This is a genomic window from Exiguobacterium sp. s163, assembly GCF_018617135.1.
Lineage (GTDB): Bacteria > Bacillota > Bacilli > Exiguobacteriales > Exiguobacteriaceae > Exiguobacterium > Exiguobacterium profundum.
Window position 1 is genome coordinate 361,102 of the sequence record NZ_JACSJN010000001.1, and the last position, 20,843, is coordinate 381,944.

At 47.1% G+C, this 20,843-nt stretch carries 19 protein-coding genes and 1 other annotated feature; of the genes, 7 read left to right on the top strand and 12 right to left on the bottom strand.

Translation table 11 applies throughout. From position 1 onward, the window contains the following. Nucleotides 1-14: 14 nt before the first annotated feature. The gene (locus tag KNO71_RS01885; RefSeq protein WP_214683965.1) at nt 15-983 is read right to left on the bottom strand and encodes a DHH family phosphoesterase; all 969 of its coding nucleotides are present in this window, start codon (nt 981-983) and stop codon (nt 15-17) included. Nucleotides 984-1,058: 75 nt separating this feature from the next. Here KNO71_RS01885 and KNO71_RS01890 point away from each other — a divergent pair, with 75 nt between their 5' ends. Beyond that, nucleotides 1,059-1,373: a YtpI family protein gene (locus tag KNO71_RS01890; protein WP_047795158.1), complete on the top strand. Its 315-nt coding sequence runs from the start codon at nt 1,059-1,061 to the stop codon at nt 1,371-1,373. A 41-nt stretch (nt 1,374-1,414) separates the two neighbouring features. Here the strand turns inward: KNO71_RS01890 and KNO71_RS01895 are convergent, their stop codons facing one another. Further along, nucleotides 1,415-2,725, bottom strand: coding sequence for a DRTGG domain-containing protein (locus KNO71_RS01895; RefSeq protein ID WP_074036504.1), 1,311 nt, complete (start codon nt 2,723-2,725; stop codon nt 1,415-1,417). Between the two features lie 165 nt (nt 2,726-2,890). Between KNO71_RS01895 and KNO71_RS01900 the strand changes: the two genes are divergently transcribed. Then, complete coding sequence (locus tag KNO71_RS01900) at nt 2,891-3,988, top strand: M24 family metallopeptidase (protein ID WP_078147193.1); 1,098 nt, start codon at nt 2,891-2,893, stop codon at nt 3,986-3,988. A 60-nt stretch (nt 3,989-4,048) separates the two neighbouring features. On the opposite strand, the gene KNO71_RS01905 is transcribed toward KNO71_RS01900, so the two are convergent. Then, nucleotides 4,049-4,771 carry a metallophosphoesterase family protein gene (locus KNO71_RS01905; RefSeq protein ID WP_214687021.1) on the bottom strand — a complete coding sequence of 241 codons (723 nt, stop codon included), beginning with the start codon at nt 4,769-4,771 and terminating at the stop codon, nt 4,049-4,051. A 10-nt stretch (nt 4,772-4,781) separates the two neighbouring features. Continuing rightward, nucleotides 4,782-5,507, bottom strand: coding sequence for an SDR family oxidoreductase (locus KNO71_RS01910; RefSeq protein ID WP_214683962.1), 726 nt, complete (start codon nt 5,505-5,507; stop codon nt 4,782-4,784). A gap of 183 nt (nt 5,508-5,690) precedes the next feature. Between KNO71_RS01910 and KNO71_RS01915 the strand changes: the two genes are divergently transcribed. After that, on the top strand, nt 5,691-6,128 hold the full coding sequence (locus KNO71_RS01915) for a universal stress protein (RefSeq protein WP_012726732.1): 438 nt from the start codon (nt 5,691-5,693) through the stop codon (nt 6,126-6,128). A gap of 53 nt (nt 6,129-6,181) precedes the next feature. Here KNO71_RS01915 and KNO71_RS17725 read toward each other — a convergent pair whose 3' ends face one another. The 4 genes from KNO71_RS17725 to tpx all read right to left on the bottom strand — a co-directional run bounded on the left by KNO71_RS17725 (nt 6,182) and on the right by tpx (nt 9,999). Beyond that, complete coding sequence (locus tag KNO71_RS17725; protein ID WP_031423131.1) at nt 6,182-6,784, bottom strand: 3D domain-containing protein; 603 nt, start codon at nt 6,782-6,784, stop codon at nt 6,182-6,184. 405 nt (nt 6,785-7,189) lie between these two features. Continuing rightward, nucleotides 7,190-8,401, bottom strand: a complete 1,212-nt coding sequence (locus KNO71_RS01925; RefSeq protein WP_078147196.1) for an acetate kinase — start codon at nt 8,399-8,401, stop codon at nt 7,190-7,192. Nucleotides 8,402-8,520: 119 nt separating this feature from the next. Continuing rightward, complete coding sequence (locus KNO71_RS01930) at nt 8,521-9,414, bottom strand: class I SAM-dependent methyltransferase (RefSeq protein ID WP_214687022.1); 894 nt, start codon at nt 9,412-9,414, stop codon at nt 8,521-8,523. A 96-nt stretch (nt 9,415-9,510) separates the two neighbouring features. Next, nucleotides 9,511-9,999 (bottom strand): thiol peroxidase, encoded by a 489-nt coding sequence (gene tpx / locus KNO71_RS01935; RefSeq protein ID WP_074036494.1) that lies wholly within the window; start codon nt 9,997-9,999, stop codon nt 9,511-9,513. Between the two features lie 149 nt (nt 10,000-10,148). Here tpx and KNO71_RS01940 point away from each other — a divergent pair, with 149 nt between their 5' ends. Continuing rightward, complete coding sequence (locus tag KNO71_RS01940; RefSeq protein WP_078147942.1) at nt 10,149-10,967, top strand: NAD kinase; 819 nt, start codon at nt 10,149-10,151, stop codon at nt 10,965-10,967. Nucleotides 10,968-11,016: 49 nt separating this feature from the next. Here KNO71_RS01940 and KNO71_RS01945 read toward each other — a convergent pair whose 3' ends face one another. After that, nucleotides 11,017-12,588, bottom strand: coding sequence for an amidohydrolase (locus tag KNO71_RS01945; RefSeq protein ID WP_214687023.1), 1,572 nt, complete (start codon nt 12,586-12,588; stop codon nt 11,017-11,019). A gap of 74 nt (nt 12,589-12,662) precedes the next feature. Further along, a complete protein-coding gene (ezrA, locus tag KNO71_RS01950) occupies nt 12,663-14,393 on the bottom strand; it encodes a septation ring formation regulator EzrA (RefSeq protein WP_214687024.1) in 1,731 nt (576 codons plus the stop codon). A 238-nt stretch (nt 14,394-14,631) separates the two neighbouring features. Here ezrA and KNO71_RS01955 point away from each other — a divergent pair, with 238 nt between their 5' ends. Together KNO71_RS01955 and rpsD are read left to right on the top strand one after the other, a co-directional pair. Beyond that, on the top strand, nt 14,632-15,114 hold the full coding sequence (locus KNO71_RS01955) for a GAF domain-containing protein (protein WP_196430913.1): 483 nt from the start codon (nt 14,632-14,634) through the stop codon (nt 15,112-15,114). A 223-nt stretch (nt 15,115-15,337) separates the two neighbouring features. Beyond that, nucleotides 15,338-15,937 carry a 30S ribosomal protein S4 gene (rpsD, locus tag KNO71_RS01960; protein WP_031423120.1) on the top strand — a complete coding sequence of 200 codons (600 nt, stop codon included), beginning with the start codon at nt 15,338-15,340 and terminating at the stop codon, nt 15,935-15,937. Nucleotides 15,938-15,972: 35 nt separating this feature from the next. Here the strand turns inward: rpsD and KNO71_RS01965 are convergent, their stop codons facing one another. Then, on the bottom strand, nt 15,973-16,599 hold the full coding sequence (locus KNO71_RS01965; RefSeq protein ID WP_012726742.1) for a GTP pyrophosphokinase: 627 nt from the start codon (nt 16,597-16,599) through the stop codon (nt 15,973-15,975). Nucleotides 16,600-16,695: 96 nt separating this feature from the next. Then, nucleotides 16,696-17,943: a tyrosine--tRNA ligase gene (tyrS, locus tag KNO71_RS01970; protein ID WP_214687025.1), complete on the bottom strand. Its 1,248-nt coding sequence runs from the start codon at nt 17,941-17,943 to the stop codon at nt 16,696-16,698. Nucleotides 17,944-17,990: 47 nt separating this feature from the next. Beyond that, nucleotides 17,991-18,188, bottom strand: a binding site (T-box leader). Nucleotides 18,189-18,357: 169 nt separating this feature from the next. Here tyrS and KNO71_RS01975 point away from each other — a divergent pair. Next, nucleotides 18,358-20,817 (top strand): transglycosylase domain-containing protein, encoded by a 2,460-nt coding sequence (locus KNO71_RS01975; RefSeq protein WP_214687026.1) that lies wholly within the window; start codon nt 18,358-18,360, stop codon nt 20,815-20,817. Nucleotides 20,818-20,843 lie beyond the last annotated feature (26 nt).

Genomic DNA, 20,843 nt, shown 5'->3' on the forward strand with positions numbered 1-20,843 from the left:
AGAGCTGACCAAGGTCAGCTCTCTTCATTTTCTTCAAACGTGAATTCCCCAGCCACTTCATTCAAAGCCGCAATCACGTCATCCATCTCATCCCATGTGTCAATCGTGGCACCAGCCGCCATCGGATGACCTCCCCCACGGTATCGCTTGGCCACTTCATTGATGACAGGACCTTTCGACCGGATGCGCACACGAATCTCTTCTTTGTTTTCCACGAACATGACCCAACATTTCAATCCCTCAAGACCCGAGAAGCTATTGACGAGTTGAGACGCCGCTTCTGGAGAGGCATGGAACGTTCGAAGCACATCCTTGTCAATCTTCACATAGCCGACCCCCTCTTCCGTTACTTGGACATGCTGTAATACATAGCCTTGCAGTTGGAGAGTCGCTAAATTCGTTTTATACATGTGACGATATAATTTATTCGTGTCGATGTCTTTCGCAATCAGCGCCGAAGCAATCTCAAACGTTCGGGCCGTAGCATTTCGAAACTGGAAACGTCCTGTGTCGCCAACGATGCCGGCATAGAGTAAAAATGCCGCCTCTTGGTCAATGGGATATCCCCAAATGTCCGCGAGTTCCACAATCATCTCAGACGTCGAACTGACCGAGGTATCGACAATCTGTGTCATCGCATACGGATCTTCATCAGGATGATGATCGATTTTGATGATCGTCTTCCCTTTCAATGCGAAAGGTCCATCGATTCGCTCTTGATTCGCCGTATCCAAAATAAGGACGAGCGCGTCCTGATACATTTCTTCTTCGACATGTTCCATCTTTCCTAAAAACTCAAGGTCTGGCACCATGCCACCGACCACATAGATTTGTTTCTCCGGATGAACCGATTTTAAAATGCGTTGTAAACCTAGCTGACTTCCCAATGCATCAGGGTCTGGTCGTACATGGCGGTGGATGAAAATGGTGTCAGCCGCCTCAATTTCTGATTTGATTGTATCCGCTTCCTGCCATTGCGTCATGATGATTCCTCACTTTCCTACACACTATTATGGTATGATGATAACAGATTACGAGATAGAAAGGGGTTCCTTCACTTGCAACTTGTCATGATTGGACTCATTTTGTTCGCGCTCGGTGCGTACCTCGTCTTTAAGCGCCGCGCTTTTTTGACAAAGACGCCAAACCGCAAAGCGTTGTTCAACACGCAAGCGTTGATCTGGTTAAGCTTATTCCTCGCACTGTTCGCTGCGAACCAAATGGTCGGAGGATTCGGTCTGAATTCAACTGTCGGTTGGATTGTCAGCATCGTCATGTTAGTCGTCGGTCTAGGGAATGCCGTTGTCGGATTTATCCGTTACCGCAAAATTTACCCACTCGCCGCAGAAGAACCGACGAATACGCCATCATGAAACAGAGCACCTGCTACAGTGCGTAGCAGGTGCTCTTTTCGTTACCGGTCGATGAGTTGTGCCGTGACGAGCGCCTTGGCGACAAGTTGTGTCCCTTGCGTCATCTCTACATCCACTTTCCCGAACTTCCGACCGAGGTCGAAGACATGGGCCGACACTCGAATCTGACTTTCAATTTGAATCGGCTTCATGAAATAGACGGTGATATTCTCAACCACGAGATCGCCTTTCTTCATATGACGTAGACTTCGCGTCGCCCCCTCGACCAACAAGGTCGTCAACACGCCAGATGAGGCGGTCCCCATATGACTCGTCATCTGTGGGGCCACTTCAACCGTGAAGGCCGTCCCGTTCGATGCAGGATCTTCTTTCAGCTGGTTCGTGATCATGTTATCGAACGTCTCACCGACTTGCGGTTGTCGATTCGCCAGTTGCAGGGCCTTCAGCACATCTTGGCGGCTAATAATCCCAAGCAGACGTCCGTAGTTATCAACGACAGGTAACATCTCGATCCCTTCCCACACCATCTGGTGCGCGGCATTGGTGACACTCGTTTGTACGCCTACTGTAATCGGACTTTTCGTCATGACCTTCTCAATATCATAGTCGTGTGATTTATCAATGACATCCTTTGCCGTGATCACGCCGACCACTTTCATCTGTTCATCGATGACGGGATACCGATTATGTTTCGTCCGTTCATTCAGCTCGTGCCAACGTTTCACTGTGTCATCTGATTTCAGATAGAACGTATCGTGGAGCGGGATGACGATATCTGAGACGAGTAAAATCTCTTTTTTGATTAGACGGTCATAGATGGCTCGGTTGATCATCGTCGCGACGGTAAAACTGTCATAGGATGTAGAAATGACAGGCATATCATACTTATCTGCCATTCGTTTCACTTCATCCGTTGTGTCAAATCCCCCTGTGATCAACACAGCCCCACCTGATTGTAAGACGAGTTCATGCGCCTTCTCGCGGTTCCCGATGATGACGAGTGAGTCGACATCGATATATCGCATCATCGCCTCGAGCTTCATGGCACCGATTACAAATTTCGATAGCGTCTTATGGAGGCCATTACGTCCGCCCAACACCTGACCATCGACGATATTGACGACCTCGGCGAATGTAAGTTTTTCAATATTCTCTTTATGCTTTCGCTTGATCCGGATCGTCCCCACCCGTTCAATGGTAGATACGAAACCTAGGTTCTCAGCTTCCTTGATGGCACGATAAGCCGTACCTTCTGATACAGCCAACTCTTTGGCGATTTGGCGGACCGAAATTTTTGACCCAACATCGAGTGACTCGATATGTGCTATGATCTGTTCATGTTTTGTGGTCATACGCGGAGTCCCTTCTCTCAATACATTTTCTACTCTATTTAGTATACTGTATCAGTCGAACTAGTTCAAACTGTACCAATCCAATTGCAACATTTCCTTTCTGTTTTCGAAACAGCTATAATAGACGAGTAGTCAACGTAAGAGGTAGAAGGGAAGGGATTCAACTTGAATCAACGCACCAATCAAATTGCACAATCTCTAGCGACAAAAGGGTTAGATGCAGCATTCATCACATCGAAAGCATCCGTGTTTTATTTCTCGGGAGTATACGCGGAAGCACACGAGCGATTGATCGCTATTTTAGTTTTGAAAAACGGCACAACTGCCATCATCTGCCCAGCACTTGAAAAAGGGATTGTCGAAGCGAGTGACTGGTCAGGTGAAATCGTGACGTATATGGACCACGAAAATCCATGGGACAAAATCGTCAAGTTATTCCTCGACAACCAAATCGTTCCTGAACGAATCGGGATCGAAGGGGAACATTTGACATTCAACCGAGTCGAGCATCTTCGTGCCGGTTTTGCCGGTCTGTCCATTATTGATTTGACAGACGAGCTCCAAACGTTACGTATGATCAAATCACCGGATGAAGTCCGAATCATGAAGCGGGCCGCCGAGTTGGCAGATATGGCCATCGAAGCCGGGATCCGTTCCCTCCGTGAAGGCGTGACCGAACTCGAGGTCATCGCGGATATCGAATACGCTATGAAACAGCAAGGTGTCCGTGAAATGTCTTTCGACACACTCGTCTTGTTCGGCGAGAATAGTGCCGACCCTCACGGTGTCCCAGGCAACAACCGTCTGAAAAAAGGTGATTTCGCCTTGTTCGACCTCGGCGTCGTCTGGCAGGGATACTGTTCAGACATCACACGAACGGTCGTCTTCGGTGAGGCGAGTCGCAAACAACGTGAGATTTACGACACGGTTCTCCAAGCGGAGGAAGCCGCAATCGAGATGGCGAACGTCGGGACGACACTTGGCGCAATCGATATCGCCGCACGACAAGTCATCACGTCTGCAGGATATGGTGAATACTTCACTCACCGGATCGGTCACGGAATTGGAATCGAAGTACACGAACATCCATCGATGGCAGCGAACAATGACACGACCGCCCAAGTCGGGATGACGTTCACAGTCGAACCGGGTATCTATTTACCGGGAATCGGCGGAGTCCGTATCGAAGACGATCTCGTCATGACAGAAAGTGGTCCTATCACATTGACGAGTTATCCAAAAACACTTCAAGAGATTGAATGACAAAAAGTGCGATCCATTACCAAGGATCGCACTTTTTACATATCTTACTTTTTATATACCTTAATAGAACAAACCCAGCATGACATCCCGTTGAGGTACGTCATAACGTTCCATCTTCTCTAAAAAGGTACGCTTGTCATATGGGACCGCCTTCAGTTCAAGGTCAATCCCCGTTTCTCCTTCAGATAATATGGCAAAGCGAGCCAAGTCATCTTTCGCCACCCCGAGCGCACCAGGATTGACGTAGCGTTTCCTGTCATCTTCAAACAAGTGGACGGGATGGTGATGTCCGAATAACACGATTTCTCCTTCATACGTCCCATATAATCGTTGCATATTTTCCAGCGTCGGTTCGAGAATCTCGTGAAACGGTTCCTCGACGATCGCGGCATGGCGTCGGTCGGTCGGGATATGATAATGAATACCGAACACCGTTTCGCCAGCCATTTCGACGGACATCGTTCGTGGAAGAGATTCGAGGACATCCGCATATCGAGTCTCCAATTGACGCGCGACCCACTCATGGTGGGGGCGCGTATGTGCATAACTTTCCGGATGACCGTATCCAGCCAAAAGGGAAAGGACGGCCTCATCATGATTCCCAGAAATCATATGCGCGCCCCGATCTAGCAATCGCTCCATGACCGCATTGGAGTCCGGTCCCATCGCAATCATGTCACCAAGTGACCAAATGACGTCGACCCGCTCTGTATCCATGACTTGGAGCGCAGCCTCTAACGCTTCGAGATTGCCATGAACGTCCGTGACCACTCCGATTTTCATCGTGTTCCCCTCACTTCCGATATTGATGGACGACGTTGACGCCGCCTGTCACATCGATGATGGCACCTGTGATCATGTCCGAGTCTTCTTGTAATAAGAACGAAATCAAACGCGCGATATCTTCTCCCGTCCCGTGTCGACCGACCGGAGTGCTTTCATCTACTTCCGCTTCCTCAATGCGCATCTCCTTTTGCGAGCCGACGATATTGCCCGGGTTGACCATGTTCGCCGTAATCCCGAACGGTGCCTCTTCCAATGCGACCGATTTTGTCAAACTGACGAGTCCCGTCTTTGCAGCGGCAAACGCAGAACGATGGATCCACCCAGGCGCCGTCCCACTTTCCGGAAATCCATACGAGATGATGCGTCCGAATCGATTCGAGCGCATGGAAGGAAGCGCACGACGCATTAACCAAAATGAGGCGGACAGGTTGCCCGTGAGTACTTCGTCCCACTCGTCGTCCGTCAATTCGACGAGCGGTTTCCGCTCAAAGATATATGGACCTGCATTTAAGATCAAGGCGTCCGGTTCACCAAACCGTTCGACCGCTTGCTCATAGGCCGAGAGCAGTTGTTCGCGGTCCGTCAATCCGGCCTCAATCATATGTATCCGCTCATGTTCCCAGTCGATTGGATTCCGTTGCAAAATGCTAACGTGCCAACCATCTTGTAACAGACGCTCCGTCACGACGCGTCCGATCCCTTTGGCACCAGATGTAATCAATACGTGTTTCATCGTCCTACCTCCTCCGCCTTATTTTACCCGTTCTTTCACACGAATTCCAAACTTGGACATGTCGTGAACACCGCCATGAAAAAATTCACTCATTTTCATGGCGAAAAAGCGTGAAAACCGAAAGAAGTGGTATACTATATATGTAAGCCGAACGTATATTTCGAGCGAAAGGTTGGGATTTACATGGCAATTGTATACAAACACATTTTATCTGCCGTTGACGGCTCTAAAGAGGCGGAACGTGCATTCGAAACAGCAATCGATGTCGCGATTCGTAACGAAGGGAAACTGTACGTCGGTCATGTGATTGATACGCGGACGTTTGCGACTGTAGAAGCGTACGATCGGACAATCACAGAGCGCGCCGAGACATATGCGAAAGAATTGCTTGAAGACTATGTCAATCGCGCGAAAGAGCGTGGCGTAAAAGAAGTCGAGACGGTGATCGAATACGGCTCACCGAAAGTGACGATTGCGAAAAAGATTGCGCCTAATCATGATATTGATCTTATTATTTGTGGCGCGACAGGTTTAAACGCTGTAGAACGTTTCTTTATCGGAAGCGTCTCTGAAAGCATCGTCCGTTATGCGAAATGTGACGTCCTCATCGTTCGTCAATAATCATCCATGCATCAAAAAGGGTCTTGCGCAATCGCAAGACCCTTTCTTATGCATTACAACACCTTGACCGTAACCGTTTTGCGACCGAATTGAATCGCCGCACTATGTGAATACATTAAGATGTCGATTTTATTTCCTTTGATGGCGCCGCCTGTATCAGCTGCCGTGTAGGTACCTAACAACTTGCTGCCTACGTATACTTGTACTTTTGTTCCGAGCGGAATGACGCGCGGGTCTACCGCGATGACATTGCGCTTTTGAGTACGAACGTTCCAACCAAGTGCTGTCTTACCTGAACATCCCTTGCAATACGGTGTATATGCCGATGCTTTCATCGTATATGTCTTAACGCTTGCTGGTTTGAGCGGTTTTGGAGCACTTACCGTACGTAAGTTCTTTGTAGGGACCCATCCGGCCTTCCCTTTATAGTTCACGCGAATCCAAGCACCTCGAGAACCTGTACGTTGAAGACGATCACTCGCTGTCATCTTCCCAATCACTCGTGCATTTGATTTCCCTTCTGCATAAACCATCTTCGAACCTGACTTTGTCGCAACATAAACTTTTTTAGTAGCTGCTTCCACTGGTGAAGTCGGTAGAGCAAATGCAAATACTGCGATGGCGAGAAGTAAGAGCGTCATGATTTTTTTCAACATACGTTTTTTCGTCCTCTCTTCGTCAATTTGTCTTCGATTCCGTGTCATCCTTTATCTAGGCGATTTGTCACTTCCAATGAATATTTCGTCCAGATAACTATATGACGAAACATCAGTCAGTGCCGTTACACTTCCTGTTCATTTGAGTGACACGAACATTACAAATCGATGTCAAAAGTAACGATTTATCGTGTTAGATTAGACATTTGAATCGAACGAGAGATATTTTTATAAATTTACATCCAATATATGGTTTATTCATGACGTAAACATTGCAAAACGATGTAAAACAAGCTCCTAATATTACAAAGAGGAAAACAATTGTCCTACTGTCCCTTCTTCACATTAGTCAAAAAGGCTTATAAAAAACCCACGTTACACGAAGTAACATGGGTTCGTTTCGTATTATGCGTGTGCTTCGACAAGGTTTGCAACGCGTACCGTGTCGCGCGCGATGACCAATTCTTCGTTCGTCGGGATGATGATGACTTTAACTGGTGAGTGCGGATAGTTGATAAACAACTCTTTTCCGCGAGCACCGTTGTTAAGTGAAGGATCCCAGTAGACACCCATGAATTCAAGACCGCGAAGGATGCGTTCACGGATGACGTCCGAGTTCTCTCCGACACCTGCAGTGAAGATGATGGCGTCGACACCATTCATTTCAGCCGCATATTGACCGATGTAACCGTGAATACGGTTCGAGAAGATTTTCAATGAAACTTCTGCACGATGGTTGCCTTCTGCAGCCGCTTGCTCGATGTCACGCAAGTCACTTGAGATACCAGAAAGTCCGTACACGCCAGACTCTTTGTTCATGACGTTCAAGACCTCTTCAGCAGACTTCCCTGTTTTTTGCATCAAGAACGGGATGAGGGCCGGGTCCAAAGAACCTGAGCGCGTTCCCATCGTGATTCCTTCGAGTGGTGTGAAGCCCATCGTTGTATCGATTGAGCGACCACCTGCTACTGCAGCGATCGATGCACCGCTACCGAGGTGACATGAAATCAAACGCAAGTCTTCTAGCGGACGACCGAGAAGTTCTGCCGCACGCTGTGTGACATACTTGTGGCTCGTTCCGTGGAAACCGTATTTACGTACACCATGTTCTGTATAGTATTCATAAGGAAGACTGTACAAGAAATTCTCTTCAGGCATTGACTGGTGGAACGCTGTATCGAATACCGCTACTTGTGGGACATTCGGCAAAATTGCCTGGAATGCGCGAATACCTGTCAAGTTTGGTGGGATGTGAAGTGGGCCGAGCTCGGTGAACGACTCGATGTTCTTCATGACTTCATCGTCAATGACGACCGAATCCGCATACAACTCTTTTCCGTGTAACACACGGTGACCTACGCCAGAAATCTCATCGAATGATTGGATGATATCCAATTCGATCAATTTCTCCAACGTCAATTCAACCGCTTCTTTGTGCGTGTGAAGTGGTGTGACCACGTTGAACTTCTGTCCTTCACCGTACTTGATTGTAAAAATCGCATCTTCTTTCCCTACACGCTCTATAAGTCCGACTGCGAGCAACTCTTCCGTTGGCATCTCGAGTAACTGGAACTTGAGCGATGAACTACCCGCATTGACTGCCATAATTTTCGTCATGTCATACACCTCTTACCTTTCGTTTTAAACGCATATCTTTATCTGTTCAATTTAAAACTGATAACTGTATCATAATGAAGATAATTGATTTTGCATACCTTTTTCAAGTATTTTGTCCATTAATTTTGAGTTGTTTTGAACCAATCATCAATCTGTTTCACAACATTCGCTACCGCTCTGACATCAGTGAATGACGGAAGTTCCACAAATAGCGCTTGTTTTGGCCGTGTGACGCCTTCTCCTACTTTTTGAAGGAGCAATAAGCTTTTCGCGTAACGTTCGTCTTTAAACATCGTCGTCGGAAGTTGAATGACCCCTTTCACAACAGCCTCACGGTCCATCCATTGTTTTAATTTCCCTTCGTCATCCTGTTCAAACAAATTGTTCGGGATGACAAATAATCCATGCCCACCTGGTTTCGTATGGCGAATCGCCTGTTCCATCAAGAGGAAATGCGAATAGGCATGTCCTTGTTCTCGTTTCATGTCGTATCCGGCTGCCACTTCATCATTTGGATAATAGCCGATCGGCAAGTCAGCAACGGAAAGGTCGCTCGGTTCAACAAACAGAGGAGCAAGGGCGTCTTGATGGAAGTAGGATACTGGTTCTCCTAACAAGTTACTAATGGAATAGGAAAGACGAAGCAACAGTTCATCCACTTCGACCGCTTGCGCTGTCGCATCTTTTAACTGAGAGAGAACGGCGTGCGTCAACGTACCTGTCCCACTACCTAAATCTAGAATCGTCGCGTTTTCCTTAAGTAGCTTCGAAGCTAGATAACCCATAAATAGGCTGACCGCATCCGGTGTCGGTTGATTGTTCGGGGGGAGTTGTGTCGTTTCTTCCAAGACGAGTAAACTCACTGCTTTACGGACATCATCCATCTTCTCTTTTTCAATGTCAACATGGTCAAATACTTGGACGAGTGCCTCGATCGGTAATACATCCAGATCGTTGACCAGTTTCTTCGCTTCCTTCTTCCAATCACGATAGAGTTGTTCAAAACGTTCCATTTTCGTTCATCCTTTCCATACAAAACCGGCCCCCATGAGAGGACCGGTCGGTTCACGTACTAGTGTAAGCTATTTTAATCAATTTCGCCAAACGAATCAATTCGCTTGTTCGAACGCCTCAAGTGCCGCCGCGAAATCAACTTCATCTGTCATTTCATCCATATATTGTACATATTGGACGACGCCATTCGAATCGACGACGAATACAGAACGCGCAAGGAGACGCATTTCTTCAATTAAAACACCATATGCTTTTGCGAACGAAAGATCGCGGTGGTCCGAGAGGGTGACTACGTTATCTAAACCAGATGCAGAACACCAACGGCGCTGTGCGAACGGCAAATCGTTCGATACAGTCAAGACTGTACCACCGAGTGATGAGGCCTTTTCGTTGAACTCACGCGTTTGTGCATCACATACGCCTGTATCGATTGAAGGAATGACACTGATTAGTTTTTTCCCCGGATAGGTTGCTAACGTCACTTCTTCTAAAGCAGTCGTCAAGACGCGGAAATCAGGAGCTTGATCTCCTACCTTCACTGGATTTCCTTGTAATGTTACGTTGTTCCCTTTAAATGTTGGCATGTACTCATCCCCTTTGTTGTAGTTACTCGTTCATCATATCGATGAACTTGAGCCTTTGACAAACTTCCTGCTTTTGACTCTGTTTCAGTTTTCCCTATATCGGTAGGAAGAAACACGTTATAATAAAGAGGACACCATTGACAAAGGGGATGACTCAGATGAGAAACAACGTCTATTTGTACCATCGTAACGTCAACGAATTCACAAAAGAAGTGAAGAAACTGAGAGAAATCGGGGAAAAACACGGGTTCAACATCGTAAATCAACCGGAGGACGCGAACATCATCGCTGCAGTCGGCGGGGACGGGGCATTTTTACAGGCGGTTCGCTACACAGGCTTTCGTCAAGACGCCATCTACGTTGGCTTCGGTCGTGGATTGAACGAGTTTTATTGTGATTTCGACATACATAAACTCGATGAAGTCGACCGCCTCTTCTCGGACAACTCGATGCGAATCGAAGAAGGTCTCGAAGTCCGGAAGTATCCACTTCTTTCAGCATCGATCAACGAATCGACACCGCTCCTCTGTTTAAATGAGGCTTCGATTAAATCAAGTATTATCAAATCACTCGCCATCGAGGTCTATATCGACGATCTACATTTCGAAACATTCCGTGGGGACGGAATGGTTGTATCGACGCCGACGGGATCGACTGCTTATAACAAATCTCTCAGCGGTGCGGTCGTCGACCCACTCATCCCATGTATGCAAGTGAGTGAGATCGCTTCGGTCAACAACAATCGCTATCGCACACTCGGCTCATCCTTTATCGTTCATGATTCGCGTAAGTTGTCACTCCGCATCGTCGAAGACGGCAACGACTACCCGATTATTGGGATGGATAACGAGGCGCTGAGCTTGAAGTACACAGACCGAATCGATATCGAACTCTCGGACAAGGTCATCAAGACTGTCAAGCTTCGGACCAACTCGTTCTGGCATAAAGTGCAACGTTCATTCTTCTGATAAAGAAAAGGAGTGGTTCCATCCCTTTCGGGTGAAACCACTCCTCTTTTTATATCGTGGCTGTTTCTGCCTCGTACACCGGCTTCCCTTCGACAACAGTCATGACAAGACGGTTGTGTAGGATGTCTTCCCCACTCAATTTAAAGAAATCTTCGTCCCATACTGTGAAGTTGGCATTGTAACTTTGAACCAATAGCCCGTTTCTTCCGTGCGTCCCTGTAGCAACATGAGGCGAATACGTGAAGCTGCGAAGAGCTTCATACATCGAAAGACGTTCACTCGGATTTAGCGTGCTCGACCCGTGAAACGATTGTCGCATCACCGCTCCAAACAATCCCTTTCGAACGTCAACAGATGAAATCGGCGCGTCACTTCCTCCTAACACCAATGCCCCTGTATCGAGTAAAGACTTGAATCGATAGACATCATGCACACGCTCATTGCCCAACCGCTCGAACAGCATGTCCATGTCATCCGATAAAAATACCGGCTGTGCATCAATCAAAACAGGCAATGATTTGATTCGGTTGATCAATGAGTCATTCAATAATGAGGCATGGATAATTCGATCTCGTGTCCCTTTTCTGGCAGGGTACTTCTCAAGCAGGTCGACAAATTGCTCGACCGCCGCATCACCGATCACATGCGCTGCCACATTCATACCGTATGTTCGTGCTTTTTTCACGAGTGCCTCGAGATGATCTGGTCGATGTACTTCAATTCCTCGTTGACTCCGATCATCCGCATACGGTGCAGATAACAGAGCGGTGCGTCCACCGAACGAACCGTCGACAAAGAGTTTCATCGCACCGAAGTCAAACCGCTTCCGACGCGTCATCGCATCTTGCTGGATGACCCGGTCCACCACCTGTTCGTGGACGAGAAGGTGTGCTTGAAACGGAAGTTCGTCCAGTACATCTTCGTACGCTTGAATCGTTTCGAGCGGATCTCCATGATAGAACAAGTCTTCCGTATGGGCACCAACGATTCCATGTGCGAATAATGAATCGATTGCCCGGCGAAGAGAAGCCGCATTTTTCTTACGGTTCCCACTCAATTCTTTATATAAGAGATCTAGTGCAGCATCATATAGGACGCCATTCAATTTACCTTCTTCACCTCGCCCAAGTTTTCCACCTTCGATCACCGTATGGTGGATCAGTCCAAGTCGTTCAAGTCCTTTCGAGTTCACGACGGCTACGTGACGACAGACACGCTTCAACACGACAGGACGGTCGTCAATCACTTCATCAATCATCTCGCGTGTCGGCATGTCACCGAGCAGACGATCATCAAACCCTTCTGCGACGATCCAATCGTCGTCCGACCCTCGTTGCTTCATCGTTTCAAGTAATTCTCGAAGATCCGTCGCTTCACTCGCATCGACACGGTCGAGCGCTTCGCCGTATCCGACAAGGTGAATGTGTGAATCGGTAAAGGCCGGATACACACTCTTCCCTTCCAAATTCACAATCTCTTCAATGCGACCGGCATATGTACGTCGGAGATGTCCCTCGTCCCCCATCTTCAAGACGCGTCCATGCTCAATAAACATGGCACGTTCCATCTCACCCGGTTTATTCAATGTGTAGATATTCCCGTTGACCCATAGTGTACCCATCTGACGATTCCTCCTTGATTGAAAAAAGATTGACGTCTACGTTTTTCCCGTTTCCGTCAATCTTCATGCATCGTTTATTTTTTTAGCAATTCCTGCTGTTCTAACCCTTTATCCACACGTTGACGAATTTCATTGGCTCCGTTCTCATCGAATCGACCGAGCACCCGCTCACCGATTTCGACCGCAGTGCCATACTCTCCATGCAAGAACTTGTTTTCCGCAAGCGTCAAGGCGATATGGACCTCGTTGTCACGGCGACGGAAGCGGTTTGCATATTGGAGCAACTGTTCCGCATACGTCACTTGACGAATCAGTGCATGGACACGGTCACGGAAGTTATCCATCATCTCTTCGACATCATGGCTAAGCCCGACGATATAAGTCATGTTGAACGGTGCCTTGTCAAACTGTTCGTCTAACGACTGGACACCTTTTTGGAGCTGACGTAAGTCGTTTGACAAATCATTCGGAACAACCGGCATCGCACTTTTCGCTAACAGGCGACGATGCCCAGACAATTCTTTTTTCCACGTTTCTAACTTGTGACGGACCTCAAGCTCTTCTTTACGTAATGAATTCGTATCCTCAATGAAACGCTCATGCATGGCACTGAATTGGTCAAGTGACCGTTTCGCTTCCTGCACTTTGGATTTGATCATACTAAACGGTAACATTTGCGCGACGAGAGCTTGTTCAATATCAAGTACATTCGCCGTGAGAGTCGTTCGTTCACGTTCTAATTGTTCGAATTCTTCTCCGACGCGTGCATTGATTTCATAGTTGCTTACAAGTCGAGACATTTCCGTCTGTAAGTGATTCATGATTTCGGCAGATTGCAATTCGCGCTCTTGTATCGTCGCAAATTCTTTTTTCACGTATTGGCGGGCATCGACCTCTGTTCGGAATGCTTCGAATAATTGATCGATATCCGAGCTCAACTGTTGCATGTCCTCTTCAAAATGATCAAATTCCAAGCGTTCGATTCGAGCTATCAACTCTTCTCGACGATCTTCCGCTTGATCGATTTCTTCCATTAATCCTAGTGGTTCAAGCGCATACCCGTCCATTTGCATTTCTTTATGTCCAGCGCGGAGTTGTTGAAGTTGTTGTTTCAGTTCCACTTGAACCGTACGTACAAATTGCGGAATGATCCGAATCAGTTCACGGATGTGTCCTACTTGATTCGATAAGGCTTGTCCGGTTTCAAATGCTTCAGAAACTTGACCGACCTGCTTTAAGTTAATCATCTCACTGCGTTTCGCCTCGGCAGCGGCAATCTCTTGTTCCACCAATGCATAGGTTGGTCCGAACGCGTGGTTTTGTGAATTCAATGTCTTGCGGAACTGATACAACTCTTTCTCATCCTGCTTCACAATGTCCATAAGCGAGGTGTGATACGTCGTAAATTCATCCATCTCATCGAGCATGGCGTGTACCATCGTCTCGAGCTCTTCAATGAGTTGTTCAGTTGCATTCAAGTCAGCTTTGACTTTCATGAAACGATATTTATCCAAGTCTTCCTCAGCCCGGTATAACGCTTCATCGATTTGACCTGCATGTACACTGACTAACTCATCCCAAGATTGATGCCAACGATCAAACTTTTCTTTCGTTTCCCCTTCCATCGGCCACTGTTTGAATTTCTGGAGTTCGACGGGTATGCTCGCACTGAGCACACTTTGTTTCCTCATATCCAAGTCGTCAATTTTTTGGTAAAAATTCCTTCGAATGAGCATACTCCCCAACATGCCGCCTAATACGACGACGATGATTCCAATGATTAATCCATAAATTCCGTAATCCATCTTTGTCACAACCTCCAAGCCGCTTTCGTGGACTTATGTACCTTTATATTAAAAAAAGAAGTATTTTATAAGAATAGATATACCTAATCATATTATAGAACCAACGATTTGCATAGGTTTTCCAATGGTTTCAGTGGAGATTGTTCATTTTTTCGGAACTTTCTAACAAGACAAATCTGAAATTTGCGTGTACCATAATGCTAAATTCTAAAAACATGAAAGATGGAAGGGGATTCATATGTTCCAAACGACATCGTACTCAGGTGATTTGACAGCCGGTTACGAACTATTAAACAAGCAACTCGCCGCATTATTAGAGGGCGAAACAAATACAGTGGCTAACCTTGCCAACGCCAGCGCTTTACTCAACCAATTTTTAGATCGGATCAACTGGGTCGGATTCTATGTGACTGATTCTGAAGACAGTCTCATTCTAGGACCATTCCAGGGACTCCCGGCTTGCGTTCACATCACGTTCGGTAAAGGGGTTTGCGGAACTGCGGCAGCTACACAAGAAACACAGCTCGTGGCCGATGTTCATCAATTCCCTGGTCATATCGCATGTGATGCAGCTTCGAACTCTGAAATCGTCGTCCCTCTCGTACGTGACGGGAAAACGATTGGCGTGCTCGATATCGATAGCCCGGAGTTCGACCGTTTCTCAGAAATCGACCGTCAAGGACTCGAACGTTTTTGCGAAACACTTCTTCGCTATATTTGATTGACAAGAGATGGTATTCATCGTATACTCATCTTTGTGCATGAAATGACGATAGCAGTCACAGACAAACGTATCCACCTTTCGGGCCTCGACTTTTGTCGGAGGGGCATCTCGTAGCTTCGCTATCAAGTGAAGGTGCTTGCACCTAGAAAGGGGCGTTACTCGTCTTTGACACCGTTGTTCTTTTGTGCAAAATACATGAACAACAAGGAGGAGTCCAATCATGGCTCGTTACACAGGTCCAGCTTGGAAACTCTCGCGTCGCTTAGGCATCTCGCTTAGCGAAACGGGTAAAGAATTAGCAAAACGTCCTTACGCACCAGGTCAACACGGAAATGGTCGTAAGAAAATCTCAGAATACGGTCTTCAGCTTCAAGCGAAGCAAGCACTTCGTCACATGTACGGAGTGAACGAGAAGCAATTCCGCCGCATCTTCAACGATGCTGGTAAAATGCCAGGCATCCACGGTGAGAACTTCATGTTCTTGCTCGAATCACGCCTTGACAACCTCGTTTACCGTTTCGGCCTCGCTCGCACACGTCGTGGAGCACGCCAACTCGTCAACCACGGTCACATCACTGTTGATGGATCACGCGTTGACATCGCGTCTTACCGCGTAAAACCAGGTCAAGTCATCGCAGTTCGTGAAAAGTCGAAAAACGTAAAAGCAATCGCTGAAGCACTTGAAGTAGCACCAGCTACAAAAGACTTCGTATCGTTTGACGCTGAGAAACTCGAAGGTACATTCGTACGTCTCCCAGAACGCGCTGAACTTAACGACCAAATCAAAGAGCAACTCATCGTCGAGTACTACTCACGTTAATGCTTTTAATCCCCTTCTTCGCGAAGGGGATTTTTTTATTTCTTCAAAATCTCTTGTCGGATACGCCCCATTTGCGTATCGAGGGCATCCGCCATGAGTGCCGCCTCTATTAATTCTTCCTTAGATGACTCGGGTACGTCATGCTGATATTTATATTGAAGCTTATGTTCCGTCGCCGCCCAAAAATCCATAGCAAGTGTACGAATCTGAATCTCGGCCGGCACCCAGATGATTCGTTCGGCCAAATAGACTTTCGTTTTCACGATGAGATGTAAGCTCCGATACCCGCTCGGTTTTGGGTATTTAATGTAATCTTTTATTTCGATGATATCTAAATCATCTCGCGCCTCTAGATGACGCAAAATCTCATATATGTCATCACGGAAGCTCGTGACAATCCGAATGCCCGCCACATCGTGCACATGCTCCCAAAGTGCCGAAACCTCTAAAGGTAAGTCTTTCCGTTTCATTTTGCGCACGATAGACGGCAATGTTTTCATTCTCGTCTTCACATGTTCAATCGGTGAATACCCGAGTCTCGTCTGCCAATCCAAGTCAATGATCCCGAGATCGCTCTCGAGTTCCGTGATCGCCATTTCATAATAACGAAAGTGTTCGCGCCATTGATGGAACTGGTCGCCGAAAAATTCTTCTATCTCCATCGTCATCCCTCCTATCTCCCCATTTTAGCAAATCCGAACCGCACGTCATGTATAAAAAAAGTCCGTTCCTCAACAAATGAGGAACGGACAGGATGTTCATACGTGACGAATCACAAAGTATTTCTTCTTACCGCGGCGAATGATGGTGAATTCACCGAGCGTGTCTTCGCGAGTGACGACTTTATCAATTGCTTGTTCGCGTTCGCCGTTCAAGTAAATCGCGCCGTTCGTCACGTCTTCACGTGCCTGACGTTTCGATGGTGAGATGTTCGCCTCGACGAGGAGGTCTACAAGGTTGCGTTCACCGTCAAGTTCGAATTGCGGCATGCCTTTAAACGCATCTTCCATATCTTCCGGTTGAAGCGACGTCAAATCTCCGCTAAAGAACGCTTTCGTGATGCGCTCCGCTTGTTCAAGTCCTGCTTCACCGTGGACAAGCTTTGTCATCTCTTCTGCGAGTCGGCGCTGTGCCACGCGCTTTTCAGGCGCTTCTGTCACTTCGGCTGCAAGTGCCTCAATCTCTTCATGCGACATGAACGTGAAGTATTTGATGAACTTGATGACATCTGCATCGTCGACGTTGATCCAGAACTGGTAGAACTCATATGGCGACGTCTTATCCGCATCTAACCAAACTGCACCGCCCGCTGTCTTCCCGAACTTTTGTCCGTCCGACTTTGTGACGAGTGGCACGGTGAGACCGAACGCTTTTTCAGAGTGACCAAAGCGACGAATCAATTCAAGACCTGCCGTGATGTTCCCCCATTGATCACTTCCACCGACTTGAAGACGACATTTCTCTGTCTCGTATAGTTTCAAGAAGTCGTAAGATTGGAGCAACATGTAAGAGAACTCTGTGTACGAGATCCCATTCTCCATACGTGAATCGACAGAGTCTTTCGCAAGCATGTAACTGATTGGGAAGTGCTTCCCAATGTCGCGCAGGAAGTCGATGATTGACATTTCTTCCGTCCATTCGTAGTTGTTGCGAATCGTGATCGGGTTCTCCCCTTCAAGTGGAAGGAATCGGCTCAACTGATCCTTGATGCGATCGGAGAAGAGCTTGACCGTATCCAACGTGTTTAGTGAACGTTCATCCGAACGACCAGACGGGTCACCAATCATCCCTGTCGCCCCACCGACGAGCGCGATGACCTGATGGCCGGCCTGCTGGAAACGTTTTAGCGTCAAGATCGGGAGCAAGTGCCCGATGTGAAGCGAGTCCGCTGTCGGATCAAATCCCGTGTATAACGTCGTCGGTTGCTTGAGTTGTTCTTTTAATCCTTCTTCATCTGTCATTTGGTTGACAAGTCCTCGAAACTCTAAATCGTTTAATAGTTCCATTTGTTCCACTCCTTCGATTGACATAAAAAAACGTCCCTTCTCATATGAGAAGGGACGGAGATTCCGCGGTACCACCCTACTTGTCGCAATTTGCGACCGCTTGAGCGAGAGATAACGGTCTCGAACCGGCCCGAAGGCACGCTCTAAAAGTGTAATTCATCGATTGACATTGGCTAGTTCACAGCAACCACTAGCTTTCTGGACAAGAGGCCCGTCGACTACTTCGCTTTCTTCACAGCGTCATTATCTTGTTGACTATGCTATTCATTTTATAAGCATCGATTTCAACTTGTCAACTCTTACAATGAAACTTGCACGAGACTTCGGTTTCGAGGTAAGGTGTAGGTTGAATTGTGCTATAATCGAATATATTACTGTCTAAAATAGTTTTACACCATATTTAAGGAGGCTGTCATGCTGCAGAAGATTCGAGACTTATGGAATAATCCGACGTCATTGAAAGTACGTCGTTATGCCAATGTTATGTATGATGTGTCGTGGAACGTCCTACTCCTGACCATCATTTCTGTTGTACTCATCGGGTTTTTAGGTGCTGGAATTGGTGTCGGATATTTCGCGTCACTCGTCAAAGATATGCCGACCCCAGCTTATAAAACGATGACTGCGCAAATCAATACGTATACATCGACTTCCAATATTTACTTCGGAAGCGGGGAGCGCATCGGGAACTATACGACCGATGAGGTACGAATCCCGATTCCAGTAGAAAATGTTTCTCCATACGTCGTCGATGCACTACTTGCGACGGAAGATGTCGAATTCTATGAGCACGATGGCGTCGTTCCAAAAGCGACGTTGCGCGCTATTTTACAAGAAGCAACAGGATCTGAAGATCGCACGGGTGGTTCAACGTTGACGCAACAATTGATTAAAAACCAAATGTTGACGAACGAAGTATCTTTCGAACGGAAAGCAAAAGAAATATTACTCGCCCTTCGTCTAGAGAAAGCGATGGACAAAGATGAAATTTTAAACGCCTATCTGAACGTTGTCTCATTCGGACGTAACTCGATGGGACGTAACATTTCAGGGATTGAGGCCGCCGCTCGCGGTGTGTTCAATACTTCGGCAGAGAAATTGACACTTCCACAAGCCGCTTTCCTTGCCGGTATCCCCAAAAACCCATTCTTCTACACACCTTACTATCAAGGTGGCGTCATCAAAGAGGACGTATCGGGTGCGGTTAACCGAATGAAAACGGTATTGAACCGCATGTACGTTGCAGGAAAGATCACGAAAGAAGAATATGATGCCGCTTATAACTACGACATCACGCAAGACTTCATGCAGACTCAGACGAAGCCTCGCGACAAATATCCGTACGTGGTAGACGAAGCAGAACTTCAAGCACGCCAAATCGTAACGGATTATCTATTGGAGCAAGATGGGATTGAAATCAATGAGTTGAGCTCGGAGGAACAGGACTCTGTCCGTTCGACTTATGCGAAGCGTGCTCATAACATGTTGCGTCAAGGTGGGTTCAACATCCGTTTGACATTGGATAAAGAAATTCACGAAGCGATGCAACAACCGGCTAAAAACGCTGGCAACTTCGGACCGAATCAAACGATTAAAGATGAGAACCGCACACTTCCTGAACAAACGTCTTCTGTCATGATTGAGAATAAGACCGGGAAAGTACTCGGATTCGTCGGGGGCCGCTATATCAACGGCAAGACCGACGATTTGAACCGTGCTTTCTGGGCAGAACGTCAAATCGGGTCGACTGCAAAACCGATTCTTGTCTATTCAAATGCGATTGAAGCGGGCATGATTACGCCTGCCACTCAAATCATCGACGAAGAGTATTTTTATAAGTTCACGGGTCCGGGACAACCGAAGAAACAGGTTCAAAACGAAGGGAAAACGTATCGCGGTGCTGTCACAGTACGCGATGCGCTCAAGCTCTCCTTGAACGTCCCGGCTGTTAAGATTTATGAAGAACGTAACCAAAAACCTGCTGATACGCAGAAATTAGTCGACATGGGGATTCCGGTATCTGAAGGAAACCGTTATGCTTCAGCGATGGCACTCGGTACCGGGGAAGTCAAGCCAATCGATTTGGCCGCCTCTTATGCGATGCTAGCAAATTACGGCGAACACGTGGAACCGTACTTCATCCAAGAAATCGAATATCAAGGTGAAGTCATTTACGAAGCGAAGCCGAAGAAAACGCGTATTTTCACAGAACGTACCTCTTATCTCGTAGTGGACATGCTCCGTGACGTCTACACGTCAGGTACTGCGACATATGCACAATCATTGCTCAGCGTTCCTGGCGATTGGATGGGTAAAACCGGTACAACGAACGATCAACGTGATTCGTACTTGGTCGGGTCGAACCCGAACGTCACACTCGCTGTCTGGTCAGGTTATGATTCACAACGCCTTTCAATGCTAGATGGTTGGGATTATGGACGTTACTATCAACGGACACAGCGCATCTGGTCGCAAACGATGAATCGTGTCTATGCGGATGACCCAGAAGCTCTAGGTGTCAGCGCCCGCTTCTCACAACCTTCAACCGTCACTTCGAAAGACTTCCAAGACTCAGGTTCGTTCTCTGAGAAGAAGAAAGTAGAAGAGAAAGAAAAAGAAGAGGAAGAGAAGAAGAAAGAAGAAGAGGCCAAGAAAGAGGCCGAAGAAGCAAAGAAAGAAGCTGAGGAGAAGAAACAAGAGGCTGCTGCCGATGCTGCCGCTAAGAAAAAAGCTGAAGAAGAAGCTAAACAAAAAGCAGACGCCGAGGCAAAGAAAAAAGCTGAGGAAGAAGCGAAGAAGAAAGCTGAAGAAGATGCTGAAGAAGCCGAACAACAGGCTGAAGAAGAGGCTGATGCTGATGCTAACGGTGAATAAACAAAGGGTCGACACACGATGTGTCG

What these genes read in the sequence shown, in the direction of transcription:
- KNO71_RS01930 (WP_214687022.1), bottom strand. Translation starts at nt 9,414, where the DNA reads ATGGAACGTTTTGAACAACTCTATCGTGATTGGAAGAAGGAAGCGAAG.
- tyrS (WP_214687025.1), bottom strand. Translation starts at nt 17,943, where the DNA reads ATGGAACTATTAAACGATTTAGAGTTTCGAGGACTTGTCAACCAAATG.
- KNO71_RS01925 (WP_078147196.1), bottom strand. Translation starts at nt 8,401, where the DNA reads ATGACGAAAATTATGGCAGTCAATGCGGGTAGTTCATCGCTCAAGTTC.
- KNO71_RS01945 (WP_214687023.1), bottom strand. Translation starts at nt 12,588, where the DNA reads ATGGGTACACTATGGGTCAACGGGAATATCTACACATTGAATAAACCG.
- KNO71_RS01975 (WP_214687026.1), top strand. Translation starts at nt 18,358, where the DNA reads ATGCTGCAGAAGATTCGAGACTTATGGAATAATCCGACGTCATTGAAA.
- KNO71_RS01895 (WP_074036504.1), bottom strand. Translation starts at nt 2,725, where the DNA reads ATGACCACAAAACATGAACAGATCATAGCACATATCGAGTCACTCGAT.
- KNO71_RS01965 (WP_012726742.1), bottom strand. Translation starts at nt 16,599, where the DNA reads ATGGAGATAGAAGAATTTTTCGGCGACCAGTTCCATCAATGGCGCGAA.
- KNO71_RS01940 (WP_078147942.1), top strand. Translation starts at nt 10,149, where the DNA reads ATGACTCAGATGAGAAACAACGTCTATTTGTACCATCGTAACGTCAAC.
- KNO71_RS01885 (WP_214683965.1), bottom strand. Translation starts at nt 983, where the DNA reads ATGACGCAATGGCAGGAAGCGGATACAATCAAATCAGAAATTGAGGCG.
- tpx (WP_074036494.1), bottom strand. Translation starts at nt 9,999, where the DNA reads ATGCCAACATTTAAAGGGAACAACGTAACATTACAAGGAAATCCAGTG.
- ezrA (WP_214687024.1), bottom strand. Translation starts at nt 14,393, where the DNA reads ATGGATTACGGAATTTATGGATTAATCATTGGAATCATCGTCGTCGTA.
- KNO71_RS01915 (WP_012726732.1), top strand. Translation starts at nt 5,691, where the DNA reads ATGGCAATTGTATACAAACACATTTTATCTGCCGTTGACGGCTCTAAA.
- KNO71_RS17725 (WP_031423131.1), bottom strand. Translation starts at nt 6,784, where the DNA reads ATGTTGAAAAAAATCATGACGCTCTTACTTCTCGCCATCGCAGTATTT.
- KNO71_RS01905 (WP_214687021.1), bottom strand. Translation starts at nt 4,771, where the DNA reads ATGAAAATCGGAGTGGTCACGGACGTTCATGGCAATCTCGAAGCGTTA.
- KNO71_RS01955 (WP_196430913.1), top strand. Translation starts at nt 14,632, where the DNA reads ATGTTCCAAACGACATCGTACTCAGGTGATTTGACAGCCGGTTACGAA.
- rpsD (WP_031423120.1), top strand. Translation starts at nt 15,338, where the DNA reads ATGGCTCGTTACACAGGTCCAGCTTGGAAACTCTCGCGTCGCTTAGGC.
- KNO71_RS01910 (WP_214683962.1), bottom strand. Translation starts at nt 5,507, where the DNA reads ATGAAACACGTATTGATTACATCTGGTGCCAAAGGGATCGGACGCGTC.